The organism is Pantoea sp. SYBGC1, from assembly GCF_057197005.1.
This window is the reverse complement of the sequence record NZ_JBXUNM010000001.1, coordinates 364797-391381: the sequence shown is the minus strand read 5'-3', so window position 1 is coordinate 391381 and position 26585 is coordinate 364797. Positions and strand designations below refer to the sequence as shown.

At 58.2% G+C, this 26585-nt stretch carries 23 protein-coding genes; 14 read left to right on the top strand and 9 right to left on the bottom strand.

The window, feature by feature from the left end; translation table 11 throughout:
• Nucleotides 1-179: 179 nt before the first annotated feature.
• The 3 genes from manA (at nucleotide 180) to add (ending at nucleotide 4136) form a co-directional block, all read left to right on the top strand.
• Nucleotides 180-1364: a mannose-6-phosphate isomerase gene (manA, locus tag AC2CF9_RS01885; protein ID WP_484556118.1), complete on the top strand. Its 1185-nt coding sequence runs from the start codon at nucleotides 180-182 to the stop codon at nucleotides 1362-1364.
• A gap of 119 nt (nucleotides 1365-1483) precedes the next feature.
• The gene (locus AC2CF9_RS01880; protein ID WP_484556117.1) at nucleotides 1484-2983 is read left to right on the top strand and encodes a YdgA family protein; all 1500 of its coding nucleotides are present in this window, start codon (nucleotides 1484-1486) and stop codon (nucleotides 2981-2983) included.
• 154 nt (nucleotides 2984-3137) lie between these two features.
• Nucleotides 3138-4136 (top strand): adenosine deaminase, encoded by a 999-nt coding sequence (gene add / locus AC2CF9_RS01875; protein ID WP_150016614.1) that lies wholly within the window; start codon nucleotides 3138-3140, stop codon nucleotides 4134-4136.
• Between the two features lie 37 nt (nucleotides 4137-4173).
• On the opposite strand, the gene AC2CF9_RS01870 is transcribed toward add, so the two are convergent.
• The 5 genes from AC2CF9_RS01870 to AC2CF9_RS01850 all read right to left on the bottom strand — a co-directional run bounded on the left by AC2CF9_RS01870 (nucleotide 4174) and on the right by AC2CF9_RS01850 (nucleotide 9824).
• Nucleotides 4174-5214: an oxidoreductase gene (locus tag AC2CF9_RS01870; protein ID WP_484556116.1), complete on the bottom strand. Its 1041-nt coding sequence runs from the start codon at nucleotides 5212-5214 to the stop codon at nucleotides 4174-4176.
• A gap of 65 nt (nucleotides 5215-5279) precedes the next feature.
• A complete protein-coding gene (araC, locus tag AC2CF9_RS01865; RefSeq protein ID WP_484556115.1) occupies nucleotides 5280-6203 on the bottom strand; it encodes an arabinose operon transcriptional regulator AraC in 924 nt (307 codons plus the stop codon).
• A 54-nt stretch (nucleotides 6204-6257) separates the two neighbouring features.
• Nucleotides 6258-7244: an L-arabinose ABC transporter permease AraH gene (gene araH, locus AC2CF9_RS01860; protein ID WP_039384220.1), complete on the bottom strand. Its 987-nt coding sequence runs from the start codon at nucleotides 7242-7244 to the stop codon at nucleotides 6258-6260.
• Between the two features lie 17 nt (nucleotides 7245-7261).
• Nucleotides 7262-8782, bottom strand: coding sequence for an L-arabinose ABC transporter ATP-binding protein AraG (gene araG / locus AC2CF9_RS01855; protein WP_484556114.1), 1521 nt, complete (start codon nucleotides 8780-8782; stop codon nucleotides 7262-7264).
• A gap of 58 nt (nucleotides 8783-8840) precedes the next feature.
• Entirely contained in the window at nucleotides 8841-9824 is a 984-nt protein-coding gene (locus AC2CF9_RS01850; RefSeq protein ID WP_150016079.1) for an arabinose ABC transporter substrate-binding protein, read from the bottom strand.
• A 367-nt stretch (nucleotides 9825-10191) separates the two neighbouring features.
• Here AC2CF9_RS01850 and AC2CF9_RS01845 point away from each other — a divergent pair, with 367 nt between their 5' ends.
• Both AC2CF9_RS01845 and araA read left to right on the top strand, forming a co-directional pair.
• Entirely contained in the window at nucleotides 10192-11877 is a 1686-nt protein-coding gene (locus AC2CF9_RS01845; protein ID WP_150016078.1) for a ribulokinase, read from the top strand.
• 12 nt (nucleotides 11878-11889) lie between these two features.
• Nucleotides 11890-13392, top strand: a complete 1503-nt coding sequence (araA, locus tag AC2CF9_RS01840; protein ID WP_484556113.1) for an L-arabinose isomerase — start codon at nucleotides 11890-11892, stop codon at nucleotides 13390-13392.
• Between the two features lie 650 nt (nucleotides 13393-14042).
• Here araA and yjfF read toward each other — a convergent pair.
• Genes yjfF through ytfQ form a run of 4 tightly spaced genes read right to left on the bottom strand, consistent with a single transcriptional unit; the run spans nucleotide 14043 to nucleotide 18566 of the window.
• Complete coding sequence (gene yjfF / locus AC2CF9_RS01835) at nucleotides 14043-15029, bottom strand: galactofuranose ABC transporter, permease protein YjfF (protein WP_484556112.1); 987 nt, start codon at nucleotides 15027-15029, stop codon at nucleotides 14043-14045.
• Nucleotides 15026-16027, bottom strand: a complete 1002-nt coding sequence (gene ytfT / locus AC2CF9_RS01830) for a galactofuranose ABC transporter, ATP-binding protein YtfT (protein ID WP_370513317.1) — start codon at nucleotides 16025-16027, stop codon at nucleotides 15026-15028. Before ytfT ends, yjfF begins: the two co-directional genes overlap by 4 nt.
• A gap of 7 nt (nucleotides 16028-16034) precedes the next feature.
• Entirely contained in the window at nucleotides 16035-17555 is a 1521-nt protein-coding gene (gene ytfR / locus AC2CF9_RS01825; protein WP_484556111.1) for a galactofuranose ABC transporter, ATP-binding protein YtfR, read from the bottom strand.
• A gap of 54 nt (nucleotides 17556-17609) precedes the next feature.
• A complete protein-coding gene (gene ytfQ / locus AC2CF9_RS01820) occupies nucleotides 17610-18566 on the bottom strand; it encodes a galactofuranose ABC transporter, galactofuranose-binding protein YtfQ (protein ID WP_071668782.1) in 957 nt (318 codons plus the stop codon).
• Between the two features lie 618 nt (nucleotides 18567-19184).
• On the opposite strand from ytfQ, the gene ydgT reads away from it, so the two are divergent.
• The 9 genes from ydgT to nth all read left to right on the top strand — a co-directional run bounded on the left by ydgT (nucleotide 19185) and on the right by nth (nucleotide 26548).
• On the top strand, nucleotides 19185-19400 hold the full coding sequence (ydgT, locus tag AC2CF9_RS01815; protein ID WP_150016073.1) for a transcription modulator YdgT: 216 nt from the start codon (nucleotides 19185-19187) through the stop codon (nucleotides 19398-19400).
• A 2-nt stretch (nucleotides 19401-19402) separates the two neighbouring features.
• A complete protein-coding gene (locus AC2CF9_RS01810) occupies nucleotides 19403-19846 on the top strand; it encodes a DUF2569 domain-containing protein (protein WP_484556110.1) in 444 nt (147 codons plus the stop codon).
• Between the two features lie 123 nt (nucleotides 19847-19969).
• Nucleotides 19970-20551: an electron transport complex subunit RsxA gene (gene rsxA / locus AC2CF9_RS01805; protein WP_065649440.1), complete on the top strand. Its 582-nt coding sequence runs from the start codon at nucleotides 19970-19972 to the stop codon at nucleotides 20549-20551.
• 1 nt (nucleotide 20552) lies between these two features.
• Nucleotides 20553-21131, top strand: a complete 579-nt coding sequence (rsxB, locus tag AC2CF9_RS01800) for an electron transport complex subunit RsxB (protein ID WP_150016071.1) — start codon at nucleotides 20553-20555, stop codon at nucleotides 21129-21131.
• Entirely contained in the window at nucleotides 21124-23526 is a 2403-nt protein-coding gene (gene rsxC, locus AC2CF9_RS01795; RefSeq protein WP_484556109.1) for an electron transport complex subunit RsxC, read from the top strand. Before rsxB ends, rsxC begins: the two co-directional genes overlap by 8 nt.
• On the top strand, nucleotides 23527-24585 hold the full coding sequence (gene rsxD / locus AC2CF9_RS01790) for an electron transport complex subunit RsxD (RefSeq protein WP_484556108.1): 1059 nt from the start codon (nucleotides 23527-23529) through the stop codon (nucleotides 24583-24585).
• A 3-nt stretch (nucleotides 24586-24588) separates the two neighbouring features.
• Nucleotides 24589-25218 (top strand): electron transport complex subunit RsxG, encoded by a 630-nt coding sequence (rsxG, locus tag AC2CF9_RS01785; RefSeq protein ID WP_065649444.1) that lies wholly within the window; start codon nucleotides 24589-24591, stop codon nucleotides 25216-25218.
• On the top strand, nucleotides 25215-25916 hold the full coding sequence (locus tag AC2CF9_RS01780) for an electron transport complex subunit E (protein ID WP_150017459.1): 702 nt from the start codon (nucleotides 25215-25217) through the stop codon (nucleotides 25914-25916). Before rsxG ends, AC2CF9_RS01780 begins: the two co-directional genes overlap by 4 nt.
• Nucleotides 25913-26548 carry an endonuclease III gene (nth, locus tag AC2CF9_RS01775; RefSeq protein ID WP_039384179.1) on the top strand — a complete coding sequence of 212 codons (636 nt, stop codon included), beginning with the start codon at nucleotides 25913-25915 and terminating at the stop codon, nucleotides 26546-26548. Before AC2CF9_RS01780 ends, nth begins: the two co-directional genes overlap by 4 nt.
• Nucleotides 26549-26585: the final 37 nt, after the last annotated feature.

The following is a 26585-nucleotide window of genomic DNA, read 5'->3' as shown; positions in this document are numbered from 1 at the left end:
CTTTCTCAGTAGTGAAAGCAATCCCCGGGCGCGGCCTCTTACCGCCCCGCTTCAGGCCGGATTGTTATCCGATTCAATAAAACAGTATGCGGGCACATCGCGTTTCCTGCACACAGGTCGCGCTAATTGCTGAAATTTTATGCTTTACTGGGCAATAACTGTTCAGCTGAGGGTGCAACATGCATAAATTGAACAACTCACTGCAGTACTATGACTGGGGCAGCACAACGGCGTTAACGGAACTTTATGGTATTGCCGATCCGCAGGGCCGGCCGCTGGCAGAGCTGTGGATGGGCGCGCATCCGAAAAGCTCGTCCACGCTGATTGTTGACGGCCGGCACGCTTCGCTGCGCGATCTCATCGCGCGCGATCCGGTCGCCATGCTGGGAAGCGCCGTTGCCGACCGGTTCGGTGAACTGCCGTTTCTGTTCAAAGTGCTCTGCGCGGCGAAAGCGCTCTCGGTGCAGGCACATCCCGATAAGCGCGCAGCTGCCGCCGGTTTTGCCCGTGAAAACGCAGCCGGCATCCCGGTGGATGCGCCGCAGCGCAGCTATAAAGATGCCAGCCATAAACCGGAACTGCTCTATGCGCTGACCCCTTTTCAGGCGCTGAACGGCTTCCGCGAGCGACCCGAAATGGTATCGCTGCTGAGCGCGGTAGCGGGCGCCCATCCGCATATCGGGCACTTTATTGAGCAGGACGGCCCGGACGCCCTTGCCCGCCTGTTTGCCACGCTGTTCTCGCTGCAGGGGGATGAAAAAAGGCGCGCGCTGGCGATCCTCTGTTCAGCGGCTGCGGCGCGCGATGAGGAGCCGTGGCTGACTGTGCGGCAGCTGGCGGCTGATTACCCGGACGATAACGGTCTGTTTGCACCACTGCTGCTTAACCTGCTGCAGCTGCAGCCCGGCGACGCGATGTTTCTCTCTGCCGGCACGCCGCACGCTTACCTGCAGGGCACTGCACTTGAGGTCATGGCTAACTCAGATAATGTGCTGCGCGCCGGCCTGACGCCAAAATTTATCGATATGCCGGAGCTGCTGGCTAACCTGAACTTTACCCCCCGCGCCGCCGATACGCTGCGGCTGAAGCCTGAGCGCGACGCGCAGGCATTCTGTTTTCCGGTGCCGGTCAATGATTTTTCCTTTGCCATCCACCAGCTTTCCGCCGTGGCGCAACCGCTGGCACCGGCCAGCGCCGCCCTGCTGTTCTGTATTGAGGGGGAAGCGCGGCTCGCCAGCGCGGATAGCCAGCTTGTCCTGCAGCCCGGCGAATCCTGTTTTGTCGCCGCCAGCGAGCCCCCGATTACGGCCTCAGGCAGCGGACGCCTGGCGCGCGTCTTTAGCATGCTCACTGCAGACGGCTGACGCTGCGCGCGTTAACTGCTATCCTTTCAGACTATTACTTTAAACGCCTGCGGGCGTTTTTCTTCACCCGGCGCGTCACCCCGACGGGACGCGGACGCAAGGATAAGGATGACTCAGCGATGAAAAAGACTCAGGTTGCAGCAGGTGTGATTGTCGCGCTCGGTGTGGTTTGGACCGGCGCAGCGTGGTTTACCGGCAAGCAGATTGAGAGCCACAAGGATGAGATGCTGCAACAGGCCAACAGCCAGATTAACACCTGGTCCCCCAACAGCCGCCTGACGCTGAGCTATCAGGACTATCAGCGCGGTCTGTTCAGCAGCAGCACGAAACTGGTTATTCAGGCGAGTTCACAAACGGTGGATAATCCGCTGCTTAAGCCGGGCCAGACCATTGTGCTGAATGAGACCATCGATCACGGTCCTTTCCCCTTTGCGCAACTGAAGCGCGGCAATATTCTGCCCGCGATGGCCTCGGTGCATTCCGAGCTTGCTAATACCGATGCGGTGAAAAAGCTGTTCGCGCTGACCGACGGCAAATCACTGGTCGCCGCCGATACGCGCATCGGCTACAGCGGGGCTACCGATACGGCACTGACGCTGTTGCCGGTGGATTACAGCAATGCGCAGACCGGTGACCGGCTGGCCACCAATGGCGGTAAGCTCGACGTCAGCGCCGACAGCAAAGGTGATAAAGTCAGCCTGAAAGGTGAGTTCTCCAGCATTGCCGTTACCAGTAAAAACCAGCTGGAGCAGCCAGTGCTGTTTACGCTTAACGGTCTGGCGCTGGGCGGTGATACTCACCTGAGCCCGGAAGGCGTGCGCGTGGGCGATCAGACCATCACGCTGGATAAACTGGAAGCCAGCATCAACGGCCAGCAGGGAATGACGCTGCAGAAAATCGACGGTAAATCCTCTTTTGACAATAAAGAGGGCAAAATTGGCGGCACTATCGATTATAAAGTGGGTGATATCAACCTGCAGCAGCAGCCGTTTGGTGAAGCGCGCCTGGCGATGAAATTTTCGCAGTTTGATGCGCAGGCGGTGAAAACCTTCTCCGACACCTACAACGCGCAGATGCAGGATCTGCTGCGCCAGCCGGGTGTTGCCGACGATCCGATTCGCTATCAGGCCAGCGTGCAGACCATTCTGCGTAACAACCTGCCGCTGCTGCTGAAAGGCGCGCCGGCGGTCAGCATTGCGCCGCTGAGCTGGAAAAATGATAAGGGTGAGAGCACGTTCAACCTGAACATCGGCTTCAACGATCCCGCTGCCGTCAGCGGCGAGGCGCAGAGCCTGGGTGCTGCGGTAGATCGTATGCTGAAAACGCTGGATGGCAAACTGAATATCAATATGCCAATGGCGACAGAAGCGATGCGTCATGTCGGCCTGGCCGAGGGATATCAGGGCGACGATGCGCAGAAGCTGGCGGATCAGCAGGTTAAAGGCGTGGCGGCGATGGGTCAGATGTTCCGTCTGACGCAGCAGCAGGATAATAACATTGTGACCAGCCTGCAGTATGCAAACGGGCAGGTAACGATGAACGGCGACAAGATGTCACTGGAGCAGTTCCTCTCCCGCTATATGCTGGGTATGCCAACCAGTGAAGGTATGCCGCAGTAACCGGCACTGCGCGCCGCTTCATCCTGCGGGAAGAAGCGGCGCTTTACCGCTTTAATATTCACCATCTGCATCCTGCTTTGCGCAAATCGCTGGCGCAGTTGCGCAAGATATTTTTATAATGCTCTGCACTTTATTCCTGACAAGCGAGTGCGCCATGATCGACCAGCAGCTTCCTCTTACCGATATTCACCGCCACCTTGATGGCAATATCCGCGCCCAAACTATTCTCGATCTCGGCCGCCAGTTTAATCTCTCTCTGCCCGCCAGCTCTCTTGACGCGCTGCGCCCTCACGTGCAGGTCACCGCAAACGAGCCCGATCTGGTGAGTTTTCTGCAAAAGCTCGACTGGGGCGTCAAAGTGCTGGGCGATCTCGACGCCTGCCGTCGCATTGCGCTGGAAAACGTTGAAGATGCGGCGCGTGCCGGCATTCACTATGCAGAACTGCGCTTCTCGCCGGGCTATATGGCGATGACCCATAACCTGCCGGTGGCGGGCGTGACAGAAGCGGTGATTGACGGCGTACGCGCAGGCGTGAAGCAGTACGGTGTGGATGTTAATCTGATTGGCATTATGAGCCGCACCTTTGGCGAAGAGGCGTGCCTGCGCGAGCTGGAAGGATTGCTGGCCCATCGCGACGGCATCACCGCCGTGGATCTGGCCGGCGATGAGCTGGGCTTCCCCGGCAGTGAGTTTCTGAGCCACTTCAACCGGGCGCGTGACGCCGGCTTCCGTATCACCGTACACGCCGGCGAAGCGGCGGGTCCGGAGAGTATCTGGCAGGCGATTCGTGAACTGGGCGCGGAGCGTATCGGTCACGGCGTTAAAGCGATAGAGGATCGCGCGCTGATGGATTTCCTGGCTGAGCAGCGTATCGGCATCGAATCCTGCCTGACCTCAAATATTCAGACCAGCACCGTCTCCTCGCTGGAGAAACACCCGCTGAAAGCATTTCTGCAGCACGGCATTCTGGCCACGCTGAATACTGACGATCCGGCGGTTCAGGGCGTGGAGCTGGCGCATGAATATGAGGTTGCGGCCCCTGCAGCAGGTCTCACGCCGGCAGAGATCCGCCAGGCGCAGGAGAATGGCGTAGCGATTGCGTTTCTGAGCGAAGCGGAGAAAACGGCGCTGCGCCAGCGCGTAGCGGGCTAAAGCTGAAACACGCGCCGCCGCAGGGCGGCGCGAAACATCAGCGTGGTGACATTGTCTGACGCTTCTCTGCAGACTGCAGACCCAGCTCAATCAGCTCCATGACCTGTATCGCCTCTTCAGCCCGCACCGGGTTCTGCCCCGTGCCGGCTATCGCATCGCGGATTGCCGCATAGTAGGCCGGATAGTTACCCGGCTGCGTCAGCAGCTCCTGTTCCACCAGCATATCGCCTTCTGCCAGCGTCAGCGTGCCGTTACGCATGTCGTAGCCCCACTCCTGCTGCGGCGGTCTGGCGCCCGATTTCAGACGATCCTCCTGCGGATCGAGGCCATACTTTACGTAGCTGCCACGCGTGCCATGTACCACAAAGCGCGGTGACTCTGCTGCCACCAGCATGCTGGCGTGCAGCACCACGCGACGCGTCGGATAGGTCAGCACCGCGTGAAAGTAGTCAGTGGTTTGCGCGCCCGGGCGCAGCTCTGCCATGTCCACATTGATCGCCACCGGCATGCCAAACAGCTGCAGCGCCTGATCCAGCACGTGCGGGCCGAGGTCAAACCAGATACCGCTGCCCGGCCCTTTCATTTCGCGCCAGCGCTGGCGCACTTCCGGGCGGAAGCGGTCAAAATGCGACTCCAGATAGCGTACCTCGCCCAGCGTGCCCTCGCCGAGCAGCGTTTTTAGCGTCAGAAAATCGCTGTCCCAGCGGCGGTTATGGAAGACCGAGAGCAGCAACCCTCTCGATTTTGCCAGCTGATCAAGCTCACGCGCCTGCGAGAGCGTGACGGTAAATGGTTTATCAACAACCACATGCTTGCCGGCATTCAGGGCCGCTTTGGCCAGCGGAAAATGGGTGTCATTGGGGGTGGGGATCACAATCAGCTGCAGGGTGGGATCGTCCAGCAGCGCCTGCGGATCGGCGGCGACCTGTACGGAGGGCCAGTCAGCGTGCACTTTACCGGCATCACTGCTGGAGATCGCTGCCAGTTCCATTTCAGCTGTTCCGGCGATTAAGGGGGCATGAAAGGTTTTACTGGCGAAACCATAACCCATCAGGCCGACACGTAGTTTATCGCTCATTCTCACTCCTTTTGTCATATACCAGACTGATTTAAGACGAATCAGCCGGTGAGAACAAGGCGGAATCAGCTGAAAGAGATCGCCCGGCCGGATTCCGGCCAGTTCTGCTGCGCTTCGAGCGCGTCGTGCGCATCCTGACTGCGGCGGCGGAAATCACTCGGGCTGACGCCTGTGCGTTTACGGAATACGCGCGAAAAGTAGAGCTGATCGTCATAGCCCACCTCCCGCCCCACGGAGGCGATAGGCTCCTGTGTGGTCTGCAGCAGCAGCTTGGCGCGTATCACCCGCTGATCTTCTCGCCAGCGCAGCAGATTAATGCCCATCTGTTCGCGAAACAGATGCGCCAGCCGCGAAGGAGATAAACAGACATGCCGAGCCACCTCTTCAATTTTGACTTCGCTGGCAAGGTGGTTGGTTACGTACTGGCAGGCTTCAATCACGCGCGGATCGCGGATTTGCTGATGGCTGCGCGGATCCTCTTCCACCGCACGCAGCAGCAGACGCTCCAGCAGGTTCATGGCCAGCTCTTCAGCAAAGCGGCGACCGGAATTATGGGTCTGCTCAATACTGGCAAACAGGCGATCGAACTCGCCGCATAACGCTTCGGTCAGGCGCAGCCGGCCCACGCCCTGCTTCTGCTCCTGCCACTCCAGCCAGTCAATCCAGTAGGCGCGCGGCCGGAAATAGACCCAGCGATGGTGCCAGCACGGGCTATCGGGCGCCCGTCCATAATAATGGGGCGTTTTCGGCTGAAACAGCAGCAGATCGCCCGGCTCACAGTCAAAGGCGGATTCGCCATCGAAGACCCGGCCTTTACCGCGAATGGTGAGGTTAAGAATATAGCCCTTCATCCCCAGCGGACGGTCGATAAAAAAATCGAGCGGCTCCTGCGCGTTAATCGGCGTAAGTCCCGCGACCAGCCAGGCGTTAAACGGATAGCCCGGCAGCAGGGGGTTCTGTTGTTCACTGGGGGGTTCGCGATGGTACATAGTGCCCTCACTCTCTGCATGACGCGCGGCGCAACACCCGTTGCGCCGACGGAATCAAACGGCTCTGTTTTTCTGTTTGTAGCGATCGAAAATCACTGCGGCTAACAGTATCAGACCACGCACGACATACTGTGAGAATGGCGAGATATTCAGTAAATTCATCGCATTCTCTACGGTGCCCAGGATCAGCACCCCCGCTACCACATAAGAAATTTTACCGATGCCGCCTTTCAGCGAGACGCCGCCCAGCACGCAGGCAGAGATCACAATCAGCTCATAGCCCAGCGAGGTCATGGGCTGACCGCTGGTCATGCGCGAGGCCAGAATAATGCCCGCCGCCGCTGAAACCAGCCCGGAAAGGATAAAGATAATGATGCGGGTCCGCACCACCGGCACGCCGGCCAGCCGGGCGGCTTCTTCATTGCCGCCAATCGCCAGCGTATTGCGACCAAAGGTGGTTTTATTCAGCAGGAAGCCAAACGCGATCATGGTAGCAATCGTGAGCCAGATAGGCGCCGGCACGCCCAGCCAGTTGGCATAACCCAGCGCAAAAAAGCGCTCATCTTCAATCCCTACCGCTTTACCGTCAGAGAAGATATAGGCCAGGCCGCGCACAATCTGCATCGTTGCCAGCGTGGTGATCAGGGCATTGATTTTCAGCCGGGCGATAACGAATCCGTTAACAAAACCGGTTGCCATACCAAGCAGCAGCCCGGCAGCCACGCCAATCCACAGGCTTTCGGTCATGTTGATCACCACCGCCGTCACTACGCCGGCGCAGGCGATAACCGAGGCGATGGAGAGATCAAAGTCTCCCGACGCCAGGCAGAACAGCATACCGCAGGCCACCATGCCGGACATCGACATCGCCAGGCCCAGCCCTTTCATATTGATAAAGGTGCCGAAGTTCGGCACAAAAATGGCGCAGACAATAAACAGCAGTGCAAAAACCACCAGCATGCCGAAATTATCCCAGATACGCCCCAGCTGCAGGCCGCTGCGCTGCACCGGTGGCGTGTTGGAAGTGGTAGATGAAGCCATTGTTGCTCTCCTGTACATCAGGCCACGGCGGCCGTTTGAGGGGTTTTCGGCATCGCCAGACTGAGCGTCAGCTGTTCGGTTGCCGTGTCGTGCGTCAGTTCTCCGGCAATTTCACCTTCGCGCATGACAATAATGCGGTCGGCGAGGCCCATGACTTCGGGCAGATCGCTCGATGCAAACAGCACCGCAATCCCTTTGCCTGCCAGTTGATAAATCAGGTTGTAGATCTCATGTTTTGCGCCAACGTCAATACCGCGCGTCGGCTCATCCAGCATGATCACGTTCATCTCTTCTGAGAGCCAGCGGCCCAGAATCGCCTTTTGCTGGTTGCCACCGGAGAGATTCATGATCAGCTGGTGCGGGCCAGGCGTTTTGATATTGAGTGAACGGATATGGCTTTCTGCGTTTTTCGTCTCCCAGCCGGGCTTGATCAGGCAGCCCGCCGTAAGGTTATGCCGCCGCGCGCTGATATTGATGTTCTCCCGCACGGAATGCACCGGAATAATGCCTTCCGCTTTGCGATCTTCGGGACAGAGCATAATGCCCGCCCGGATAGCGTCGATCGGCTGACGGATCGCGAGCGGCCTGCCATCAAGCGAAACCGTGCCGCTGCGCAGCTGCGTGGCGCCAAACAGTCCTTTCATCAGCTCGCTGCGTCCGGCGCCCACCAGACCAAACAGTCCTACAATTTCTCCGGCGCGCACGCTGAACGAGATGGGCATGCGCACCCCTTTCGCCTCGACCTGGTCGAGCTGAAGACGCACCGCGCCCAGCTCGCGGGGCGCATAGCCATAGATGTCACCCAGGTTGCGCCCGACCATCGCCTCGACCAGATCGTCATGATGGGTGTTGGGCATATCCGTAAAGGTGCGCACATAGCGGCCATCTTTAAACACGGTAATCGCATCGCTCAGGGCAAAAATCTCCTCCATGCGGTGCGACACATACAGCACCACCCGTCCTTCAGCGCGCAGCTGACGGATAACGCGAAACAGATGCTCAATTTCACGGGCTGAGAGTGAGCTGGTCGGCTCATCAAAGGCAATAATGCGGGCATTGCGCGCCAGCGCCTTGGCGATCTCCACCATCTGCCACTGCCCCAGCGACAGATATTTCAGCGGCATGTCGGGATCGATATCCATCCCGAGATTTTTCAGCTGCAGTCCCGCTTCGTAGCGCAGCAGCTTGCGGTTTACCAGGCCGCGTTTATGCGGCAGCTGGCCGAGATAGATATTCTCCGCCACGCTCATTTCCGGCACCAGGTGCAGCTCCTGGTAGATGATAGCGACGCCGGCATCCAGCGCCTCAACCGTATTACTGAAGCGCTTCGCCTCGCCTTTGATACGGATTTCGCCACTTGTAGGCTGGTAGCTGCCGCTGAGAATTTTCAGCAGCGTCGATTTTCCCGCGCCGTTTTCGCCCATCAGCGCGTGCACCTCACCGGCGCGGCACTCAAAACCGATATCCTGCAGGGCTTTTACGCCAGGAAAGGTTTTGCTGATGCCATGAAAAGAGAGAAATGCCTGATCGGTCTCCATGGAAACTCCTGATAGTGCCTGTCGGATTTCAGGTGCGCATAAATGCGCACCCTGTGCGTTACATCAATCCTTTCTTCGCCAGTTCGGTTTTGAAGTTATCGCGGGTGATCAGCACCACATCCGTCACCTCAGTAAATCTGGCGGGCTCTTCGCCTTTAGTGACCCAGTTGTAGAGCATCTGGCTGCTCTTATAACCGTGAACGTCCGGGCTGGGCAGCAGCGAACCATAGAAACCGGTCGCAGAGCCTTTAGAGAGTTCGCTGATCGCATCCACGCCGTTGATGCCGATACCAATCACATCTGGCGCTTTAAAACCCTGGCCTTCAGTGGCGCGCACGCCACCCAGCACGGTGTTATCGTTCATACCGACAATCAGCCAGTGTTTGACTTCCGGGTGCTGCACCAGCAGGGAGTTACCGGCATCAAACGCGCCGGGAATATCGTTGGATTTGGTAGGAACCTGATAAATCTGCTTCTCAGGGAAGCCTGCTGCTTTCAGGGCCGCCATAGAGCCACCGGTACGGCGACGCGCCGTATCCAGCTCGTTAGCGGTGATCGCCATCACCGCGGTCTCTTTAACGTCCCAGCCGCGCTTCTGCATCTCTTTATAGAGTTCCTGACCCTGACGTTCGCCGATCTTCGTTGCCGCCATCATCACCAGCGGAACGGTCTCCATTGGCTTGCCTTTCGCTGTGACAAACTGGTCATCTACCGCAATCACTTTCAGATCGTAGCTGCGCGCTTTTGCCATAATGGCCGACCCGAGTTTGGGATCGGGGGTGCAGATGACAAACCCTTTTGCGCCGCTGGCCGCCAGGCTGTCGATGGCGTTAAGCGTTTTTTCACCATCAGGTACAGCAATTTTAATCACCTCAAAACCCAGATCCTTGCCCGCTTTGTCGGCAAATTTCCATTCGGTCTGGAACCACGGCTCCTCTGGCTGTTTAACAAGAAAACCGAGCTTCATCGTCTCGGCGATAGCGGAATGTGACATAACCGCGGCGAGGCTGACGGCCGCCAGCGCTTTAGTGAATTTATGCATGATGCTCTCCGGCACAATGGTGTTTTATCGCTGTTATTAACGTTTTTGTGTAAACGCTACCATCTGAATTCTGCTTTTGGGTACAGCGCAAAATCAGCGCGTTAGCTCAAGGATTGCTGAAAGGCTGTGCAAACGCTGGGCTAGTTGTAGCGGGAAACGCGGCGCAAAATGTAGAGCGGTATCACATAGCAAAACGAAGGCAAAAATATCCATACATTCAGCAAAATTAATCGGTGCCTGACTTTTGCGGCCGATCACACAACCTCTCCGATGACAGAAAAGTACATATTCTCAGCCGCTGATGACTAACGGCTTATGGCATTGCCTCGCAGGATAGAACCCAGATAACTCACACAGGAGAATCCCGATGGGTGCTGGCGCCATAACAATTGGGCTGGATTTTGGCAGTGACTCGGTGCGTGCGCTGGCGGTTGACTGCCACAGCGGCAAAGAGCTGGAAAAAGCGGTGGTCAACTATCCGCGCTGGGCGCAGGGCGAGTTTTGCGACGCGCACGCCAACCGGTTTCGTCATCATCCGCAGGACTATATCGATGCGCTGGAACAGGCGCTGGTCAGCGTGATTCAGGCGTTAACGCCCGCGCAGCGCGCTGCGGTTGCCGGGATCGGCGTGGATACAACCGGATCAACACCGGCCCCTGTCGATCGCAACGGCAATGTACTGGCGCTGCGTCCGGAATTTGCGGCGAATCCCAACGCCATGTTTGTGCTGTGGAAAGATCACACCGCGATCGAGGAAGCTGAAGAGATCACCCGTCTCTGCCACAGCGGGCGCTTTACCGATTACACCCGCTATATCGGCGGCATTTACTCATCGGAATGGTTCTGGGCCAAAATCTTACACGTCTCGCGGGAGGATGCGGCCGTGCGGGAGGCTGCGGTCTCCTGGGTTGAACTCTGCGACTGGGTGCCGGCGCTGCTAAGCGGCACGACCGCCCCCGATAAGCTGCGCCGCGGGCGCTGCGCTGCCGGGCATAAATCGCTCTGGCATCCGGAGTGGCAGGGCCTGCCGGACGTGGCTTTTCTCAACGCACTTGATCCAATGCTGACAGAACAGCTCGACTCGCCGCTGTTTACCGATACCTGGACCGCTGACCTGCCGGTTGGCACGCTGAGCGCTGAATGGGCTGCCCGCCTTGGGTTATCTGAACAGGTGGTCATCTCTGGCGGCGCCTTTGACTGCCACATGGGTGCGGTTGGTGCCGGTGCTCAGCCCTACACGCTGGTTAAAGTTATCGGTACATCGACCTGCGACATTCTGATTGCAGACAGCGAAACCGTCGGCGATCGCGCTATCCGGGGCATCTGCGGCCAGGTCGACGGCAGCGTCGTCCCCGGCGCCATTGGCTGCGAAGCGGGCCAGTCTGCTTTTGGCGATATCTACGCCTGGTTCAGCCGCCTGCTCGGCTGGCCACTGCAGCAGGCTGCGCAGCGCCACCCTGAGCTGCAGCCGCAGCTGGCTGCGCTGCAACAGGAACTGATCCGCGAACTCACCGAAGCGTGGGCCGCTAATCCGCAGCTCGATCATCTGCCGGTGGTGCTGGACTGGTTTAACGGACGCCGCACCCCGGATGCAAACCAGCGGCTGAAAGGTGTGATCACCGATCTCAACCTGGGCACCGATGCGCCGGCTTTGTTTGGCGGTCTGATCGCCGCCACGGCGTTTGGTGCGCGGGCGATTATGGAGTGTTTTGAGCAGCAGGCGATTCCGGTAAAGAGCATCCTGACGCTGGGGGGGATTGCCCGCAAGTCCCCTGCCATTATGCAGGCGTGTTGTGATGTGATGAACCGTCCGCTGGATATTGTCGCTTCAGACGAGTGCTGCGCGCTGGGCGCGGCAATTTTTGCGGCCGTGGCGGCGGAAGTCTATCCCGACGTACCTGCCGCGCAGCAGGTGATGGCCAGCCCGGTTGCTGTCACGCTGCAGCCCGACGCACAGCGCGTAGCGGCATATCAGCAGCTCTATCAACGTTATCAAAACTGGTGTGAGGCAGCTGAACCACAGTACGCGCCGCGCACCCTATCCGCACAGTAAAGGAGTGGTTTAATGGAACAGCATAACACACAGCAGGTGTGGTTTGTTATCGGTACACAGCACCTCTACGGCGCGGAAACGTTGCGCCAGGTGGAAGAGCACGCCCGTCAGGTGATGGAAGGACTTAATCAGGCTGGCACGCTGCCGGTGCCGCTGGTGCTGCAGCCGCTGGTCAAATCGCCGGATGAAGCGCTGGCGCTCTGCCGGGCAGCGAATCACGACAATCAGTGCGTCGGCATCATCACCTGGCTGCACACGTTTTCGCCGGCAAAAATGTGGATCGGCGGACTGAGCGTTCTCAATAAGCCGCTGCTGCAGTTCCATACTCAGTTCAACGCAGAGATCCCGTGGGACAGCATGGATATGGATTTTATGAACCTGAACCAGACCGCACACGGCGGCCGCGAGTTCGGTTTCATCGGCGCCCGCATGGGATTGCAGCACAACGTCATCACCGGCCACTGGCAGGATCGTACCAGCCAGCAGCGTATCGCCCGCTGGATCAACGCCGCGCTGGCAAAACAGGCCAGCCAGCAGCTTAAAGTCGCCCGCTTTGGCGATAACATGCGGGAAGTTGCCGTAACCGAAGGCGACAAAGTTGCCGCACAGATCCAGTTTGGCTACGCCGTTAACGGCTGGGGCGTGGGCGACCTGGTTGAGGTGATCAATGGCGTCAGCGACGGTGACGTCAGCGCGCTGATCGATGAGTATGAAAGTCAGTATCTCTTCAGCGAGGCGGCAGCCGTTAACGGCGACAAGCGGCAGAACGTGCTGGACGCAGCGCGCATTGAGCTGGGCCTGAAGCGCTTTTTGGAGGATGAAGGCTGTAAAGCGTTCACGACCAACTTCCAGACGCTGCACGGTATGACGCAGCTGCCGGGGCTGGCGGTGCAGCGTTTGATGGGCCAGGGCTACGGCTTTGCCGGCGAAGGCGACTGGAAGACCGCAGCGCTGCTGCACATTCTCAAAGTGCAGGCGGGCACGCGTGCAGGCGGCACCTCTTTTATGGAGGATTACACCTATCACTTCTCTCCAGGCAACGATCTGGTGCTGGGTTCGCATATGCTGGAAGTCTGCCCTTCTATTGCCAAAGAGGAGAAGCCGCTGATTGACGTTCAGTTCCTGGGAATTGGCGGTAAGGCCGATCCGGCGCGTCTGATTTTCTCCACGCCTGCCGGACGCGCGATCAATGCCAGCGTAATTGATCTGGGCGATCGTTTCCGCCTGCTGGTTAACGTAGTGGATGCGATTGAACAGCCTGAACCGCTGCCGAAGCTGCCGGTTGCCCGCGCGCTGTGGCGTGCCCAGCCGTCGCTGGCAACTGCGTCAGAAGCGTGGATCCTCGGCGGCGGCGCGCACCATACGGTATTCAGCCAGGCGCTGGATCTGGAGGATATGTATCTCTACGGCGAGCTGAACGGCATTGAAGTGATGGTGATCGATGAAGAAACCCGCCTGCCTGCGTTTAAGGACGCGCTGCGCTGGAACGAAGTTTATTACCGTTTAGCCCGCTGATTTTGATTACTGACCCAGCCTTGAGCCGCGCACCGTCGCGGCTTTTTAATGCCTGAAATTCGCGGGTTAAAAACGGCCAGGGAGCCGATCTCGGCCAGAGGCGCATAAATGCGCCCCCCACGGGGAGAATGGTGATGGTGTGCTGTAGGGGCGGCATTAATGCGTTTGACCCGGGAGCCGATCTCGGCCAGGGGCGCATGAATGCGCCCCCTACGGGCAGAATGATGGTGGTCTGCTGTAGGGGCGGCATTAATGCCGCCCTGGTGGCAGCGGATACCTGATGTGTGAAGATTGGGCTCTGGCAACGAGCGAGGGTGCTGGCAGGCCGGTGAAGCCCGGGGCGGAGAGCAAAGCGTCCGCGCCAGGGATGGCGCGGCCGATCGGCAGGACGCCGGGTTCCTTTGCGATCGCCCCGGGCTTTACCGGCCGTGGTAGTCGGCCAGGGACGCATGAATGCGTATGGCCCGGGAGCCGATCTCGGCCAGGGGCGCATGAATGCGTATGGCCCGGGAGCCGGTATCGCCCAGGGGCGCATGAATGCGCATGGCCCGGGAGCCGGTATCGCCCAAGGGCGCATTAATGCGCCCCCTACGGGACCGAATGGTACTGAATGCGCGCCCGGCGGGGCAGAATGGTGCTGAATACGCCCCCTACGGGGTGAGGCGTTTTACCGGGGCGTTTTGCTGACGATCCCACATCACGGTTAACATGCGCTGCAGCGCGATAAACGCAAACAGCAGGATGCCGATAGCAATCTTGGTCCACCACGAACTCAGCGTGCCGTCGAAATTAATCCACGTCTGGATCAGTCCCTGAATCAGTACACCAAACAGCGTGCCGAGCACGGTGCCAACGCCGCCGGACAGCAGCGTACCGCCAATCACTACCGAAGCAATCGCATCCAGCTCTACGCCCAGCCCGGCCAGCGCGTAACCGGCGGAGGTATAGATAGAGAACACAATACCGGCCAGGGTTGCCAGCGTTGTAGAGAGCATATACACCTTAATGGTCGTCGCGCGGGTCGAAACGCCCATCAGCTGCGCCGAGGTAAGATTGCCGCCAATGGCGTATACCTGATTTCCAAATCGGGTACGGTGCGCCAGAATAATACCGCCTGCGACCACCACCAGCATAATTACCGCCAGCAGGCTCAGCCGCCCGCCGCCGGGGATTTTCCACGCCAGGCCTGACAGCGTTGCGTAAAGGGGATGATCAATCGGAATGGAGTTCTCTGACACCAGGTAACTGCAGCCGCGCAGAAAAAACATCCCTGCCAGCGTAATAATAAACGCCGGGATCTTCAGCGCATCAATCAGCCAGCCCATCATGGCGCCAAACAGCGCCCCCAGCGCAAGAACCAGGGCAAACGCCAGCAGCGGATCAAGATGGAAATCACCGATAATGCGCGCCAGAAACACGCCGGTAAAGGCGATTACCGCGCCAACGGAGAGGTCGATCCCGCCGGACAAAATCACAAAGGTCATGCCCACGGCGATAATGCCGAGAAACGCGTTATCCGTCAGAATATTGCAGATAACCCGTGTTGATGCGAAGCCCGGAAACTGGCTCAGACAGAACAGATACCCCGCCACAAACACCAGCAGCGTAATCATCAATGGCAAATGACGCTTTATCATTTTGAACGCCTCCCCTTCAGCATGGCGATAAACCGCGGCGACTGCAGCAGCAGCACGCACATCACAACCACCGCTTTCACCACCTGGTTCAGTTCCGGCGGGAACCCTGACAGCAGTATCCCGGTATTCATCGACTGGATAATCAGTGCGCCAATCAGCGACAGCACCAGATTAAAGCGACCGCCCATCAGCGAGGCTCCGCCAATTACCACGGCCAGAATGGCATCCAGCTCCAGCCACAGGCCGGCGTTATTGGCGTCAGCACCCCGGATATCAGCCGCGACAATCAGCCCGGCCACCGCAGCACATAAACCGCTAATCACATAGGTCGACATCACCACCAGCCAGCCGTTGACGCCTGCGTTGCGCGCCGCGCGCAGGTTGATACCTACCGCTTCGATAAACAGGCCCAGCGCTGTTTTGCGCGTCAGCAGCCAGACAGCCAGCGCCACCAGCAGCGTGATCCAGACCGGCACCGGCAACCAGAGCAGCGAACCGCTGCCAAACCACGCCAGGCTTTCGCTGTTAAACGTCACGATCTGCCCCTGCGTAATCAGCTGCGCTACGCCCCGCCCCGCTACCATAAGAATAAGCGTGGCCACAAACGGCTGAATTTTCAGCAGCGCCACCAGCACCCCATTCCACAGGCCACATAGCAGGCCGGTTCCGAGCGTTGCCAGTACAATCACGCCCAGGCTATGTCCCGCAACGGTCAGCGTGGCTGCGGTTGCGCCTGCAATAGCCATTACTGCGCCCACAGAGAGATCGATCCCGCCGGTAGCGATGACCAGCGTCATGCCCACGGCGAGTAGCGCCACCGGCGCGGCGCGGTTCAGAATATCGATCGGGCTACCAAACAGACGACCATCCTGAATATGAATGGCAAAAAAGTTATTCGCGACCAGGCTGTCAATCAGCAGCACCAGAATCAGTGCCGCAAGCTGTGGCATACCCGGTGGCAACTTCAGCTTACGTCTTTCAGGTTTTGACTGTGTCATAGACGATTCAGGCATGTTGTGCACCTCCCTCGGCGATAGCGTTCACAATGGACGCCACGGAGAGCTGCTCGAGTGGAATTTCAGCCACCTGCTTCAGATCGCGCATAATCAGGACGCGATCGGCGTAGCCAACCAGCTCTTCCAGTTCAGAAGAGATGACCAGCAGCGCCAGACCATCCGCGCAGAGCGACTCGATCAAACGAATAATCTCAGCGTGCGCACCGACATCGATGCCGCGCGTTGGCTCATCCAGGATCAGAAACTGCGGTTTGGTCACCAGCCAGCGCGACAGCAGTACCTTCTGCTGATTGCCGCCTGACAGCAACTCAATCGGCTGGTCGGCATGCGGCGTACGGATGCCGAGGCTTTTAATAAAACGTTCGGCAATCGCCTGCTGCTCGCGGCGCTTAATCGGACGCAGCCAGCCGCGCTGCGCCTGCAGCGCCAGAATAATATTCTCACGCACGGAAGCCGCACCAATAATGCCATCCGTTTTGCGATCTTCAGGACAGAATCCCATACCCAGACGGGAGGCCTGCGCCGGCGTACGAATAGTCTGCAGCTTGCCTTTAATACGCGCGGTGCCGCGATCGGCACGCCGGATGCCAAACAGCACCTCTGCGGTTTCAGTACGGCCTGAACCCAGCAGGCCCGCCAGACCAACCACCTCACCCGGCCTGACCTGCAGGCTGAAAGGTTCAATAGTGCCTTTTTTGCCATAATCCTCAAACGCCACTACCGGCTGATCGCTGCGCAGGGTGCTGCCCTGTCGCTGCAGCGCGGTCTCCAGCAGCTCGCGCCCCAGCATCAGCTTAATCAGCTCTATCTGCGGTAGCGAAGCGGTATCACGCGTGGCGATAAACTGGCCGTTGCGCAACACGGTAATGCGATCGGTAATACGGTACACCTGGTCAAGAAAGTGGGTCACAAAGATCAGACTCATGCCTCTGGCACGCAGCTGCGCCATAAGCGTAAACAGCATTTCCACTTCACTGGCGTCCAGACTGGCCGTAGGCTCATCCAGAATCAGTATCTGTGCCGACAGATCGACCGCGCGGCAGATAGCGATAATCTGCTGCATGGCGACAGAGTAATGTCCAAGCGGGCGCGTCACATCCAGCGCGAAGCCGTAATTGCGCATCAGCGTATCGGCATCACGGTTCATTTTCCGGCGATCGACCATGCCAAAGCGCTTTGGCTCGCGGCCGATATAGAGGTTGTCCGCCACCGACATATTTGGCAGCAGGTTAACCTCCTGATAGACCGTGCCGATTCCGGCGCGCTGCGCATCCGCCGTACTGTGGGGCGTGATAGCTTCTCCGTTAAGGGTGATGCTACCGGCATCGCGTGAATAGACGCCGGTCAGCACTTTAATCAGCGTTGATTTGCCGGCGCCATTCTCACCCAGCAGCGCCATAATCTCGCCTTTGCGGATAGTGAATGAGACATTATCCAGCGCTTTTACGCCGGGAAATCTTTTACTGATGCCGCTCAGCGTGAGCAGCGGTGTATCATTGATGGTGCTCATCAGGCTCTACCTCGCTGATGTCAGCAGAGCCGCCCCGCAGGGCGGCTGCGGGGATCAGTAACCCATGTTTTTCTTTTTATCGAGTTCTGTCTGGGCATCCGCCGGCAGGAAGAGCTTCGACTCCGTTTTAATGATTTTAGGTGGCATGGTGCCATCTTTCTTAAACTTCTCCAGCGCATCAAACGCCGGTCCGGCCATATCCGGCGTCAGCTCGACGTTGGCATTTGCCTCACCGGCCAGCATCGCTTTATAGATATCCGGTACGCCATCAATTGAACCGGTCAGAATATCTTTGCCTGGCTTCAGGCCCGCTTCTTTTATCGCCTGAATGGCACCGATTGCCATATCATCATTGTGGGCATAGACCATGCAGATATTTTTGCCGTTATTTTCAGCTTTAATAAAGCTCTCCATCACCTCTTTACCTTTACTGCGGGTAAAGTCACCGGACTGAGAACGGATCACTTTAATGTTATTATGTCCGGCTATCGCTTCGGCAAATCCTTTTTTACGATCGATAGCCACACTGGCGCCGACCGTTCCCTGCAGCTCTACGACGTTACACTGTTTGTCGCCAACGGTTTTTACCAGCCAGTCGCCAATCAGCTTGCCTTCCAGCACGTTGTCCGCTGTCACCACTGCCATATAGAGAGATTTGTCCTTCACGACAATGGCGCGATCCAGCAGGAAGACCGGAATTTTGGCATCTTTTGCTTCTTCAAGTACCGGTTCCCAGCCGGTCTGCACCACCGGCGCGATGAAGATGGCGTCCACTCCCTGAGCAATAAACGAACGTACTGCTTTAATCTGGTTTTCCTGCTTCTGCTGACCATCAGCAATTTTCAGCGTAATGCCGCGCTTTTTAGCTTCGCTTTTCGCGACGCTGGTTTCAGCTGCACGCCAGCCCGATTCTGAACCAACCTGCGAGAATCCCACTGTCATATCAGCGGCCAGCACCGGCGTGCTGAGCGCGGCGCTCACCATGGCGGTAAGGAGTAAACGTTTCCACATAGTTTTCATTCCTCTGAAGAGAGTGTGTAGTCGGGGTACAAACGCAGATTAAGCCTGACGTAATTCAGCTAAAACTAGCGCGACATAACTCACAAAACAGAATGATTTAAAGGAGTTACGCCCATATGGCATCATCAGAGTGCATCAGGTTTATGGATAAAACAGCTGAGTTTTAATATCTGAAGGGGCAAATAACTGTAATAAACAGAACTGGTTAGATTTGAACGGGCTGGAAGCGATTACAACCGCTGCGTAAAGAATGGTTATGCTGTTGTTCATAAAGCAATAAGCAATTTTGTGATAACCCGCACACTCCGTCAGCGGCTACGCTGGCCTGATTAACTTATTCAGCTGTTATGACTTAATTATTGTCGAAAAATAAACGCAATAAATGTTGCCGTTCTCACCTGTTAGATTTTCTCACAGCAAAGGGAATAAGGTGTCTGTGGAATAGATGTTTTGCTGTTATACTCCGAAACTTCACTCAAAAAATCGCAGCTGATGAAGTAATTACTCCGCCTGGTCTGAATTTTAAATTTTTTTAACACCGATATATAGACAGCAGCGGCGCGCTCCCTATACTTGAGCCTTCTTTCGTTCTTCTGTTCAATGGCAATCATGACTGCGCTGGATTACCTGCTAAAATTTCGCAAAGTGAATAATCTTGAGAGTCTGGAAAAACTCTACGATCATCTCAACTATTCGCTGACTGATGATAATGACCTCATCAATATGTATCGTGCTGCCGATCATCGCCGTGCTGAACTGGTCTCTGGTGGCCGACTATACGATCTGGGCTGCGTGCCTAAATCAGTGTGGCGCTATGTGGTTTAATTATGTCTGAATCTGTTCACTCACCGCGCATTGGGGGCTGGCTGTTACTGCCGCTGGCCTGGCTGATTATGACCATGCTAACCAGCGCGCTGGTTGTCGCGCTTTATCTGCGCCCGCTGTTTGACAGCGAGCTGCGTACCACGCTGTTTTCACACGCTAATCTGCTGTTATCACAGTGGCTGGTCTCCCTGCTGACGGCCGCTGCGGTCTGGCTCTACAGCATCTGGGTATGCTGGATATTCTGCAGACGTTCGCGGCGCCTGCCACGGCACTACACCCTGTGGCTGCTGATGACCATCGTGCTGGCGCTGAAAACCTTTGCCTTCACGCCGGTTGCAGACGGCAAAGCGCTGCAGACCCTGCTTCTGACGCTGCTGGCCGCGGCCCTGTTTGTGCCCTACTTCAAGCGCTCCCGACGGGTTAAACAGACCTTCACTGCCCCGTAATGCTGCGTAATTCGTCAGGAATTTAATTCTGCGTGCTTTCAGAGCTGCTCTCGCCGGGGTAAAGGTTGAGATGTAGCTCTCATTTCCGGATAATAAACGCCTTTAGGCTTCCCGGGTTAAACCATGACCGATTACTTGCTTCTCTTTATTGGCACAGTGCTGGTGAACAACTTCGTGTTGGTCAAATTCCTCGGCCTTTGCCCGTTCATGGGCGTGTCAAAAAAACTGGAAACGGCCATTGGCATGGGACTCGCCACCACGTTTGTTATTACGCTCGCTTCGGTGTGTGCCTGGCTGGTTAACCATCTGATTCTGATCCCGCTGGATCTGGTTTATCTGCGCACGATGGCCTATATCCTGGTGATTGCCGTCGTGGTGCAGTTTACAGAGATGGTGGTGCGGAAAACCAGTCCGTCACTCTACCGGCTGCTGGGGATCTTCCTGCCGCTGATCACCACCAACTGTGCGGTACTGGGTGTGCCATTACTGAGCGTTAATCTTAACCATACGTTTCTGCAGGCTGCGCTCTACGGTTTTAGCGCCTCACTGGGCTTTTCACTGGTGATGGTGCTGTTTGCCGGCATGCGTGAACGTCTGGTGCTGGCTAACGTGCCGGCACCGTTTAAAGGTAACTCTATCGCCCTGATCACCGCTGGCCTGATGGCGCTGGCGTTTATGGGCTTTACCGGTCTGGTGAAATTCTGATATGACCGCTATCTGGATAGCAATCGCTGTGCTCAGCGCGCTGGGACTGATTTTTGGTGGCCTGCTCGGCTACGCTTCGCGCCGCTTTGAAGTTGAAGAAGACCCTATTGTCGAACAGATTGATGCCGTACTGCCACAAAGCCAGTGCGGTCAGTGCGGCTACCCCGGATGTCGTCCCTATGCGGATGCTGTCGGCAATAACGGAGAAGCGATCAACAAGTGCGCTCCGGGTGGCGAGCAGACCATGCTCAGGCTGGCGGAGCTGCTGAACGTTGAGCCGCAGCCGCTCGATGGCGGTGCCGAAACCCTTACGCCGGTGCGTACCGTGGCGTGGATCGACGAAGAGAACTGTATCGGCTGCACCAAGTGCATTCAGGCGTGTCCGGTGGATGCGATTGTCGGCGCCACGCGCGCCATGCACACCGTGCTCAGCGACGTCTGCACGGGCTGCGACCTGTGTGTGGCTCCCTGCCCGACTGACTGCATTGAAATGCGCCCGGTCGCCACTACCCCAGCAAGCTGGAAGTGGGATCTCAACACCATTCCTGTAAAAGTGATCCCGGCAGAACATCATGCTTAATCTGTTAAATCTGTTTCGCAAAGAGAAGCTGTGGGATTTTCAGGGCGGTATTCATCCGCCGGAAATGAAAACACAGTCCAACGGTACGCCGCTGAGCACGCTGCCGCTGCCTGAACAGTTTGTTATCCCCCTGAAACAGCATATTGGCCATGAGGGTGAGATCTGTGTCTCGCCGGGCGACCGCGTGCTGCGCGGCCAGCCGCTCACCTTTGGCAGCGGACGCATGCTGCCCGTACACGCGCCAACGTCAGGCACCGTAGAGGCTATCGCGCCGCACATGACGGCGCACCCGTCCGGGCTCTCAGAGCTGTGCATTTTCCTGCGCGCTGACGGCGAAGACCGCTGGATTGAACGTGCTGCGCAGCCCGACTACCGTGCGCTGAGCCGGGAAGAGGTTATCCGACGCATTCACAGCGCTGGCGTAGCGGGCCTGGGTGGCGCCGGGTTTCCCACCGCCACTAAACTGCGTGGCGGCCTGCAGGGTGTCAAAACGTTAATCATCAATGCCGCAGAGTGCGAGCCTTATATCACCGCTGACGACCGGCTGATGCAGGATTACGCCGCTGAAGTGCTGGAAGGCTGCCGGATCCTTGCCTGGGTACTGCAGGCAGAACGCGTTCTGGTCGGTATTGAAGATAACAAGCCTGAAGCGATTGCCGCCCTGAAACAGGCCCTGCGCGGCGAGCGCGATATTGAGATCCGGGTTATCCCGACAAAATACCCCTCTGGCGGGGCCAAACAGCTGACCAAAATCCTGACCGGGCGGGAAGTGCCGCACGGCGGACGCTCAACGGATATTGGCGTGCTGATGCAGAACGTCGGCACCGCCTGGGCGGTTAAGCGTGCGATTATTGATGGTGAACCCATCACCGAGCGCGTGGTCACGCTGACCGGCGACGCGATTGCGCAACCGCGCAACGTCTGGGGTCGTCTTGGCACCCCGGTGAGTCATCTGCTGCGTCAGGTCGGTTTTCAGCCGGGGCCGCGTCAGATGGTGATCATGGGCGGGCCGCTGATGGGCTTTACCCTGCCCTCCCTCGACGTGCCGGTTGTGAAAATTACCAACTGTATTCTGGCGCCTGCCGCCAGCGAAATGGCTGCGCCGCAGGAAGAGCAATCCTGCATTCGCTGCAGCGCCTGCGCCGACGCCTGTCCGGCGAAGCTGCTGCCGCAGCAGCTTTACTGGTATAGCCAGGGCGGCGATCATGAAAAAGCGCGCGCGCATAATATCGATGACTGTATTGAATGCGGTGCCTGCGCCTACGTCTGCCCGAGCAATATTCCGCTGGTTCAGTATTACCGGCAGGAAAAAGCTGAGCTGCGTGCCATCGATCTTGAAGCGAAGCGCACGGCAGAGGCTAAGGCACGCTTTGAGGCGCGTCAGGCACGGTTAGAACGCGAGAAACTGGCGCGCGAGGCGCGTCACAAAGAGGCGAAGCAGCGCGTTGCGCGCAGCGATAAGGGCGAACGCGACGCCGCTGCGGCACGTATTAAAGCGCGTCAGGCGAAAACGCCAGAGCAGGAAATAGCTGAACGCGAAGCGCGTCACGCACAGGCGCTGGCGCAGCAGGCAGCAACCCAGGCAGAGACGCAGCCGGTTACCCGTCAGACAGGCGACCCGCGTAAAGCGGCGGTGGAAGCCGCAATCGCCCGGGCGAAAGCGAAAAAAGCGGCTCAGCCAGAGAGCGAGGCTGCGGCAGAGAGCGACCCGCGTAAAGCGGCAGTAGAAGCAGCGATTGCGCGGGCGAAAGCGAAAAAAGCGGCAACTGAGCGTCCTGAGGCCACTCCTGCTGCGATGCCGGCAGCAGAGGCATCTGAGCCGGCAACGGAGGAGGATCCGCGCAAAGCCGCCGTCGCCGCCGCCATTGTCCGCGCCAAAGCGAAAAAAGCGGCCGCGCAGGCCACAACCGCAGAGGAGCCGGTCGCCGAAACGCCTGAGCCGGCAACGGAGGAGGATCCGCGCAAAGCTGCCGTCGCCGCCGCCATTGCACGCGCCAAAGCAAAAAAAGCGGCCGCGCAGGCCACAACTGCAGAGGAGCCGGTCGCCGAAACGCCTGCGCCGGCAACGGAGGAGGATCCGCGCAAAGCCGCCGTCGCCGCCGCCATTGCACGCGCCAAAGCAAAAAAAGCGGCCGCGCAGGCCACAACCGCAGACGAGCCGGTCGCCGAAACGCCTGCGCCGGCAACGGAAGACGATCCGCGCAAAGCCGCCGTCGCCGCCGCCATCGCCCGCGCCAAAGCGAAAAAAGCGGCCGCGCAGTCAGAAAGCTCGCCGCCGCAGGCGGTATCTGATGAACCTGAACCTGAAGACCCACGCAAAGCGGCCATCGCTGCGGCGGTCGCCCGTGCTAAAGCGCGTAAAGCGCAGCAGCAGCCTTCGACCACTGAGGAATAAATGGCCTTTCGTATCGCAAGCTCTCCCTACACCCATAACCGCCGCAGCACCGGTAACATTATGCTGCTGGTGGTACTGGCGGCCCTGCCCGGCATGGCGGCGCAGTGGTATTTCTTTGGCAGCGGTTTTCTTATCCAGGTTGTGCTGGCTATTGTGACGGCGCTGCTGACTGAAGCAGCGATACTGCGGTTGCGCCACAGCGCCGTAAAGCCGGTGCTGGCAGATAACTCAGCCCTGCTGACGGCGCTGCTGCTCGGGATCAGCCTGCCGCCGCTTGCGCCCTGGTGGCTGATTGTCCTGGGCACCCTGTTTGCAATTCTGATTGCCAAACAGCTCTATGGCGGCCTGGGTCAGAATCCGTTCAACCCGGCAATGGTCGGCTACGTAGTGCTCCTGATCTCTTTCCCGGTGCAGATGACCAGCTGGCTGCCGCCCGATGCGCTGCAGGCGGTAAAACCGGATCTGATGGATTCACTCAGTATGGTGTTTCGCGGCCATACGCTGGCCGGCGAAACCATGCAGCAGCTGCAGCTCGGGGTAGATGGCATCAGCCAGGCGACGCCGCTCGATACGTTTAAAACCGGACTGCGCGCCGGCCACAGCGCCGAAGAGCTTCACGCTCAGCCAATCTACGCCGGGGTACTGGCGGGACTCGGCTGGCAGTGGGTTAACCTGGGCTACCTGCTGGGCGGCATGCTGCTGCTGGCAAAAAATGCGATTCGCTGGCATATCCCGGCCAGCATGCTCGCCTCGCTGGCGGTGTGCGCCACGCTTGGCTGGATCTTCTCGCCTGAGACGCTCAATACACCGCTCACTCACCTCTTTTCGGGTGCGACCATGCTGGGCGCATTCTTTATCGCCACCGATCCGGTTACCGCCTCGACCACTAACCGGGGACGACTGATCTACGGTGCGCTGATCGGTCTGCTGGTCTGGCTAATCCGCAGCTTTGGCGGCTATCCGGATGGCGTGGCGTTCGCCGTGCTGCTGGCAAATATCTGCGTGCCGCTGATTGACTACTACACTCAGCCGCGCGTTTATGGTCACCGGAAGGATTAAGGTATGATCGACGCTATTCGCAAAAACGCGGTGACGCTGGGGATGTTTGCAGTGGTGACGACCGGCGTAACCGCCGTAGTGAACTATGTGACCAAACCTACCGTTGAGCATCAGACTGCGCTGCAGCAGAAAAATCTGCTGGATCAGGTAGTACCGACCGCGCTGTACGATAATGCTATCCAGCAGGAGTGCTATCTGGTGCGCAATGCGGCGCTGGGTAACGAGCAGCCGCATCACCTCTATATTGCCCGTAAAGGCGACAAGCCGGTGGCCGCAGCGCTGGAAAGCACCGCCCCCGATGGCTACTCCGGGGCCATTCAGCTCCTGGTAGGCGCTGATTTCAGCGGTACCGTGCTGGGCGTGCGCGTCATTGAACACCATGAAACGCCCGGGCTGGGTGATAAAATTGAGCTGCGCATCTCTGACTGGATCAACAGCTTTAATGGAAAACAGGTCAAAGGGGCCGATGACCCGCACTTTGCCGTGAAGAAAGATGGCGGCGATTTCGATCAGTTTACCGGTGCGACCATTACGCCGCGCGCGGTGGTTAACGCCACTAAACGCACGGCGCTCTATATTGAAACGCTGCCAGCGACGTTGCGTTCGCTGCCAGAATGTGGAGAAACACCATGAGTGAAGCGAAAAATCTGCTGATTGGCGGTTTATGGAAAAATAACTCCGCGCTGGTACAGCTGCTGGGGCTTTGTCCGCTGCTGGCGGTGACCTCCACCGCAACCAACGCGCTGGGGCTGGGGCTGGCAACCACGCTGGTGCTGACCATTACCAATAGCGCAATCTCCGCCTCACGCCGCTGGGTACCGGCAGATATCCGTATCCCGATTTATGTAATGATTATCGCCTCGGTTGTCAGCTGCGTTCAGATGCTGATCAACGCTTACGCCTACGGTCTTTATCAGTCACTGGGGATCTTTATTCCGCTGATCGTCACCAACTGTATTGTCGTGGGCCGCGCTGAAGCGGTAGCGTCAAAAAGCAGTATCCCGCTATCCGCGCTGGATGGGTTCGCTATCGGTATGGGAGCGACCTGCGCCATGGTTACGCTGGGATCCATTCGCGAGCTGATTGGCAGTGGTACGCTGTTCAGCGGTGCCGATCAGCTGCTCGGCCCGTGGGCAACGTCGCTGCGTATTGAAGTCGTGCACTTTGACTCACCGATGCTGCTGGCTATGCTGCCACCCGGCGCCTTTATCGGCCTCGGCATGCTGCTGGCGGGAAAATACCTTATCGATCAGAAAATGAAACAGCGCGCCGCGCTGCGTGCTGAAGCCGGCGCTGACGCTGCGCCGGGTGAAATCGGGAAAGCGGTGTGAATAAAGAGAAGCGCCTGCAGATCCTGACCCGTCTGCGCGATAACAATCCGCATCCGACCACTGAGCTGCAGTTCAGCTCGCCATTTGAACTGCTGATTGCGGTACTGCTTTCGGCTCAGGCGACCGACGTCAGCGTGAACAAAGCCACGGCCCGGCTCTATCCGGTCGCGAACACTCCGGCGGCCATGCTGGCGCTTGGCGTCGACGGCGTCAAAGAGTACATCAAGACGATCGGGCTGTTTAACAGCAAAGCGGAAAACGTGATTAAAACCTGCCGCATATTGCTGGAACAGCATGGCGGCGCGGTGCCGGAAGATCGTGCCGCACTTGAGGCGCTGCCGGGTGTCGGGCGTAAAACCGCTAACGTGGTGCTGAATACCGCCTTTGGCTGGCCCACCATCGCCGTCGACACGCATATCTTTCGCGTCAGCAACCGCACGCGCTTTGCGCCGGGTAAAAATGTGGAAGAGGTTGAAGAGAAACTGCTTAAAGTGGTGCCTGCCGCGTTTAAGGTCGATTGCCATCACTGGCTGATTCTGCACGGTCGTTATACCTGCATAGCGCGCAAGCCGCGCTGCGGCGCCTGCCTGATAGAAGATCTGTGCGAATACCGTGATAAGACGGAGATCTGAGCGCAGTGCCGGGGTCAGCTGCACCGCGCTCTCCTGT

Bases quoted from the DNA above. Each gene is read 5' to 3' on its own strand.
- rsxD (WP_484556108.1), top strand. From the start codon at position 23,527: ATGGCCTTTCGTATCGCAAGCTCTCCCTACACCCATAACCGCCGCAGC.
- yjfF (WP_484556112.1), bottom strand. From the start codon at position 15,029: ATGATAAAGCGTCATTTGCCATTGATGATTACGCTGCTGGTGTTTGTG.
- rsxC (WP_484556109.1), top strand. From the start codon at position 21,124: ATGCTTAATCTGTTAAATCTGTTTCGCAAAGAGAAGCTGTGGGATTTT.
- add (WP_150016614.1), top strand. From the start codon at position 3,138: ATGATCGACCAGCAGCTTCCTCTTACCGATATTCACCGCCACCTTGAT.
- AC2CF9_RS01850 (WP_150016079.1), bottom strand. From the start codon at position 9,824: ATGCATAAATTCACTAAAGCGCTGGCGGCCGTCAGCCTCGCCGCGGTT.
- rsxA (WP_065649440.1), top strand. From the start codon at position 19,970: ATGACCGATTACTTGCTTCTCTTTATTGGCACAGTGCTGGTGAACAAC.
- AC2CF9_RS01845 (WP_150016078.1), top strand. From the start codon at position 10,192: ATGGGTGCTGGCGCCATAACAATTGGGCTGGATTTTGGCAGTGACTCG.
- rsxB (WP_150016071.1), top strand. From the start codon at position 20,553: ATGACCGCTATCTGGATAGCAATCGCTGTGCTCAGCGCGCTGGGACTG.
- AC2CF9_RS01810 (WP_484556110.1), top strand. From the start codon at position 19,403: ATGTCTGAATCTGTTCACTCACCGCGCATTGGGGGCTGGCTGTTACTG.
- AC2CF9_RS01870 (WP_484556116.1), bottom strand. From the start codon at position 5,214: ATGAGCGATAAACTACGTGTCGGCCTGATGGGTTATGGTTTCGCCAGT.
- araC (WP_484556115.1), bottom strand. From the start codon at position 6,203: ATGTACCATCGCGAACCCCCCAGTGAACAACAGAACCCCCTGCTGCCG.
- ytfT (WP_370513317.1), bottom strand. From the start codon at position 16,027: ATGACACAGTCAAAACCTGAAAGACGTAAGCTGAAGTTGCCACCGGGT.
- araG (WP_484556114.1), bottom strand. From the start codon at position 8,782: ATGGAGACCGATCAGGCATTTCTCTCTTTTCATGGCATCAGCAAAACC.
- AC2CF9_RS01780 (WP_150017459.1), top strand. From the start codon at position 25,215: ATGAGTGAAGCGAAAAATCTGCTGATTGGCGGTTTATGGAAAAATAAC.
- ytfQ (WP_071668782.1), bottom strand. From the start codon at position 18,566: ATGTGGAAACGTTTACTCCTTACCGCCATGGTGAGCGCCGCGCTCAGC.
- araH (WP_039384220.1), bottom strand. From the start codon at position 7,244: ATGGCTTCATCTACCACTTCCAACACGCCACCGGTGCAGCGCAGCGGC.
- manA (WP_484556118.1), top strand. From the start codon at position 180: ATGCATAAATTGAACAACTCACTGCAGTACTATGACTGGGGCAGCACA.
- araA (WP_484556113.1), top strand. From the start codon at position 11,890: ATGGAACAGCATAACACACAGCAGGTGTGGTTTGTTATCGGTACACAG.
- AC2CF9_RS01880 (WP_484556117.1), top strand. From the start codon at position 1,484: ATGAAAAAGACTCAGGTTGCAGCAGGTGTGATTGTCGCGCTCGGTGTG.
- ytfR (WP_484556111.1), bottom strand. From the start codon at position 17,555: ATGAGCACCATCAATGATACACCGCTGCTCACGCTGAGCGGCATCAGT.
- ydgT (WP_150016073.1), top strand. From the start codon at position 19,185: ATGACTGCGCTGGATTACCTGCTAAAATTTCGCAAAGTGAATAATCTT.
- rsxG (WP_065649444.1), top strand. From the start codon at position 24,589: ATGATCGACGCTATTCGCAAAAACGCGGTGACGCTGGGGATGTTTGCA.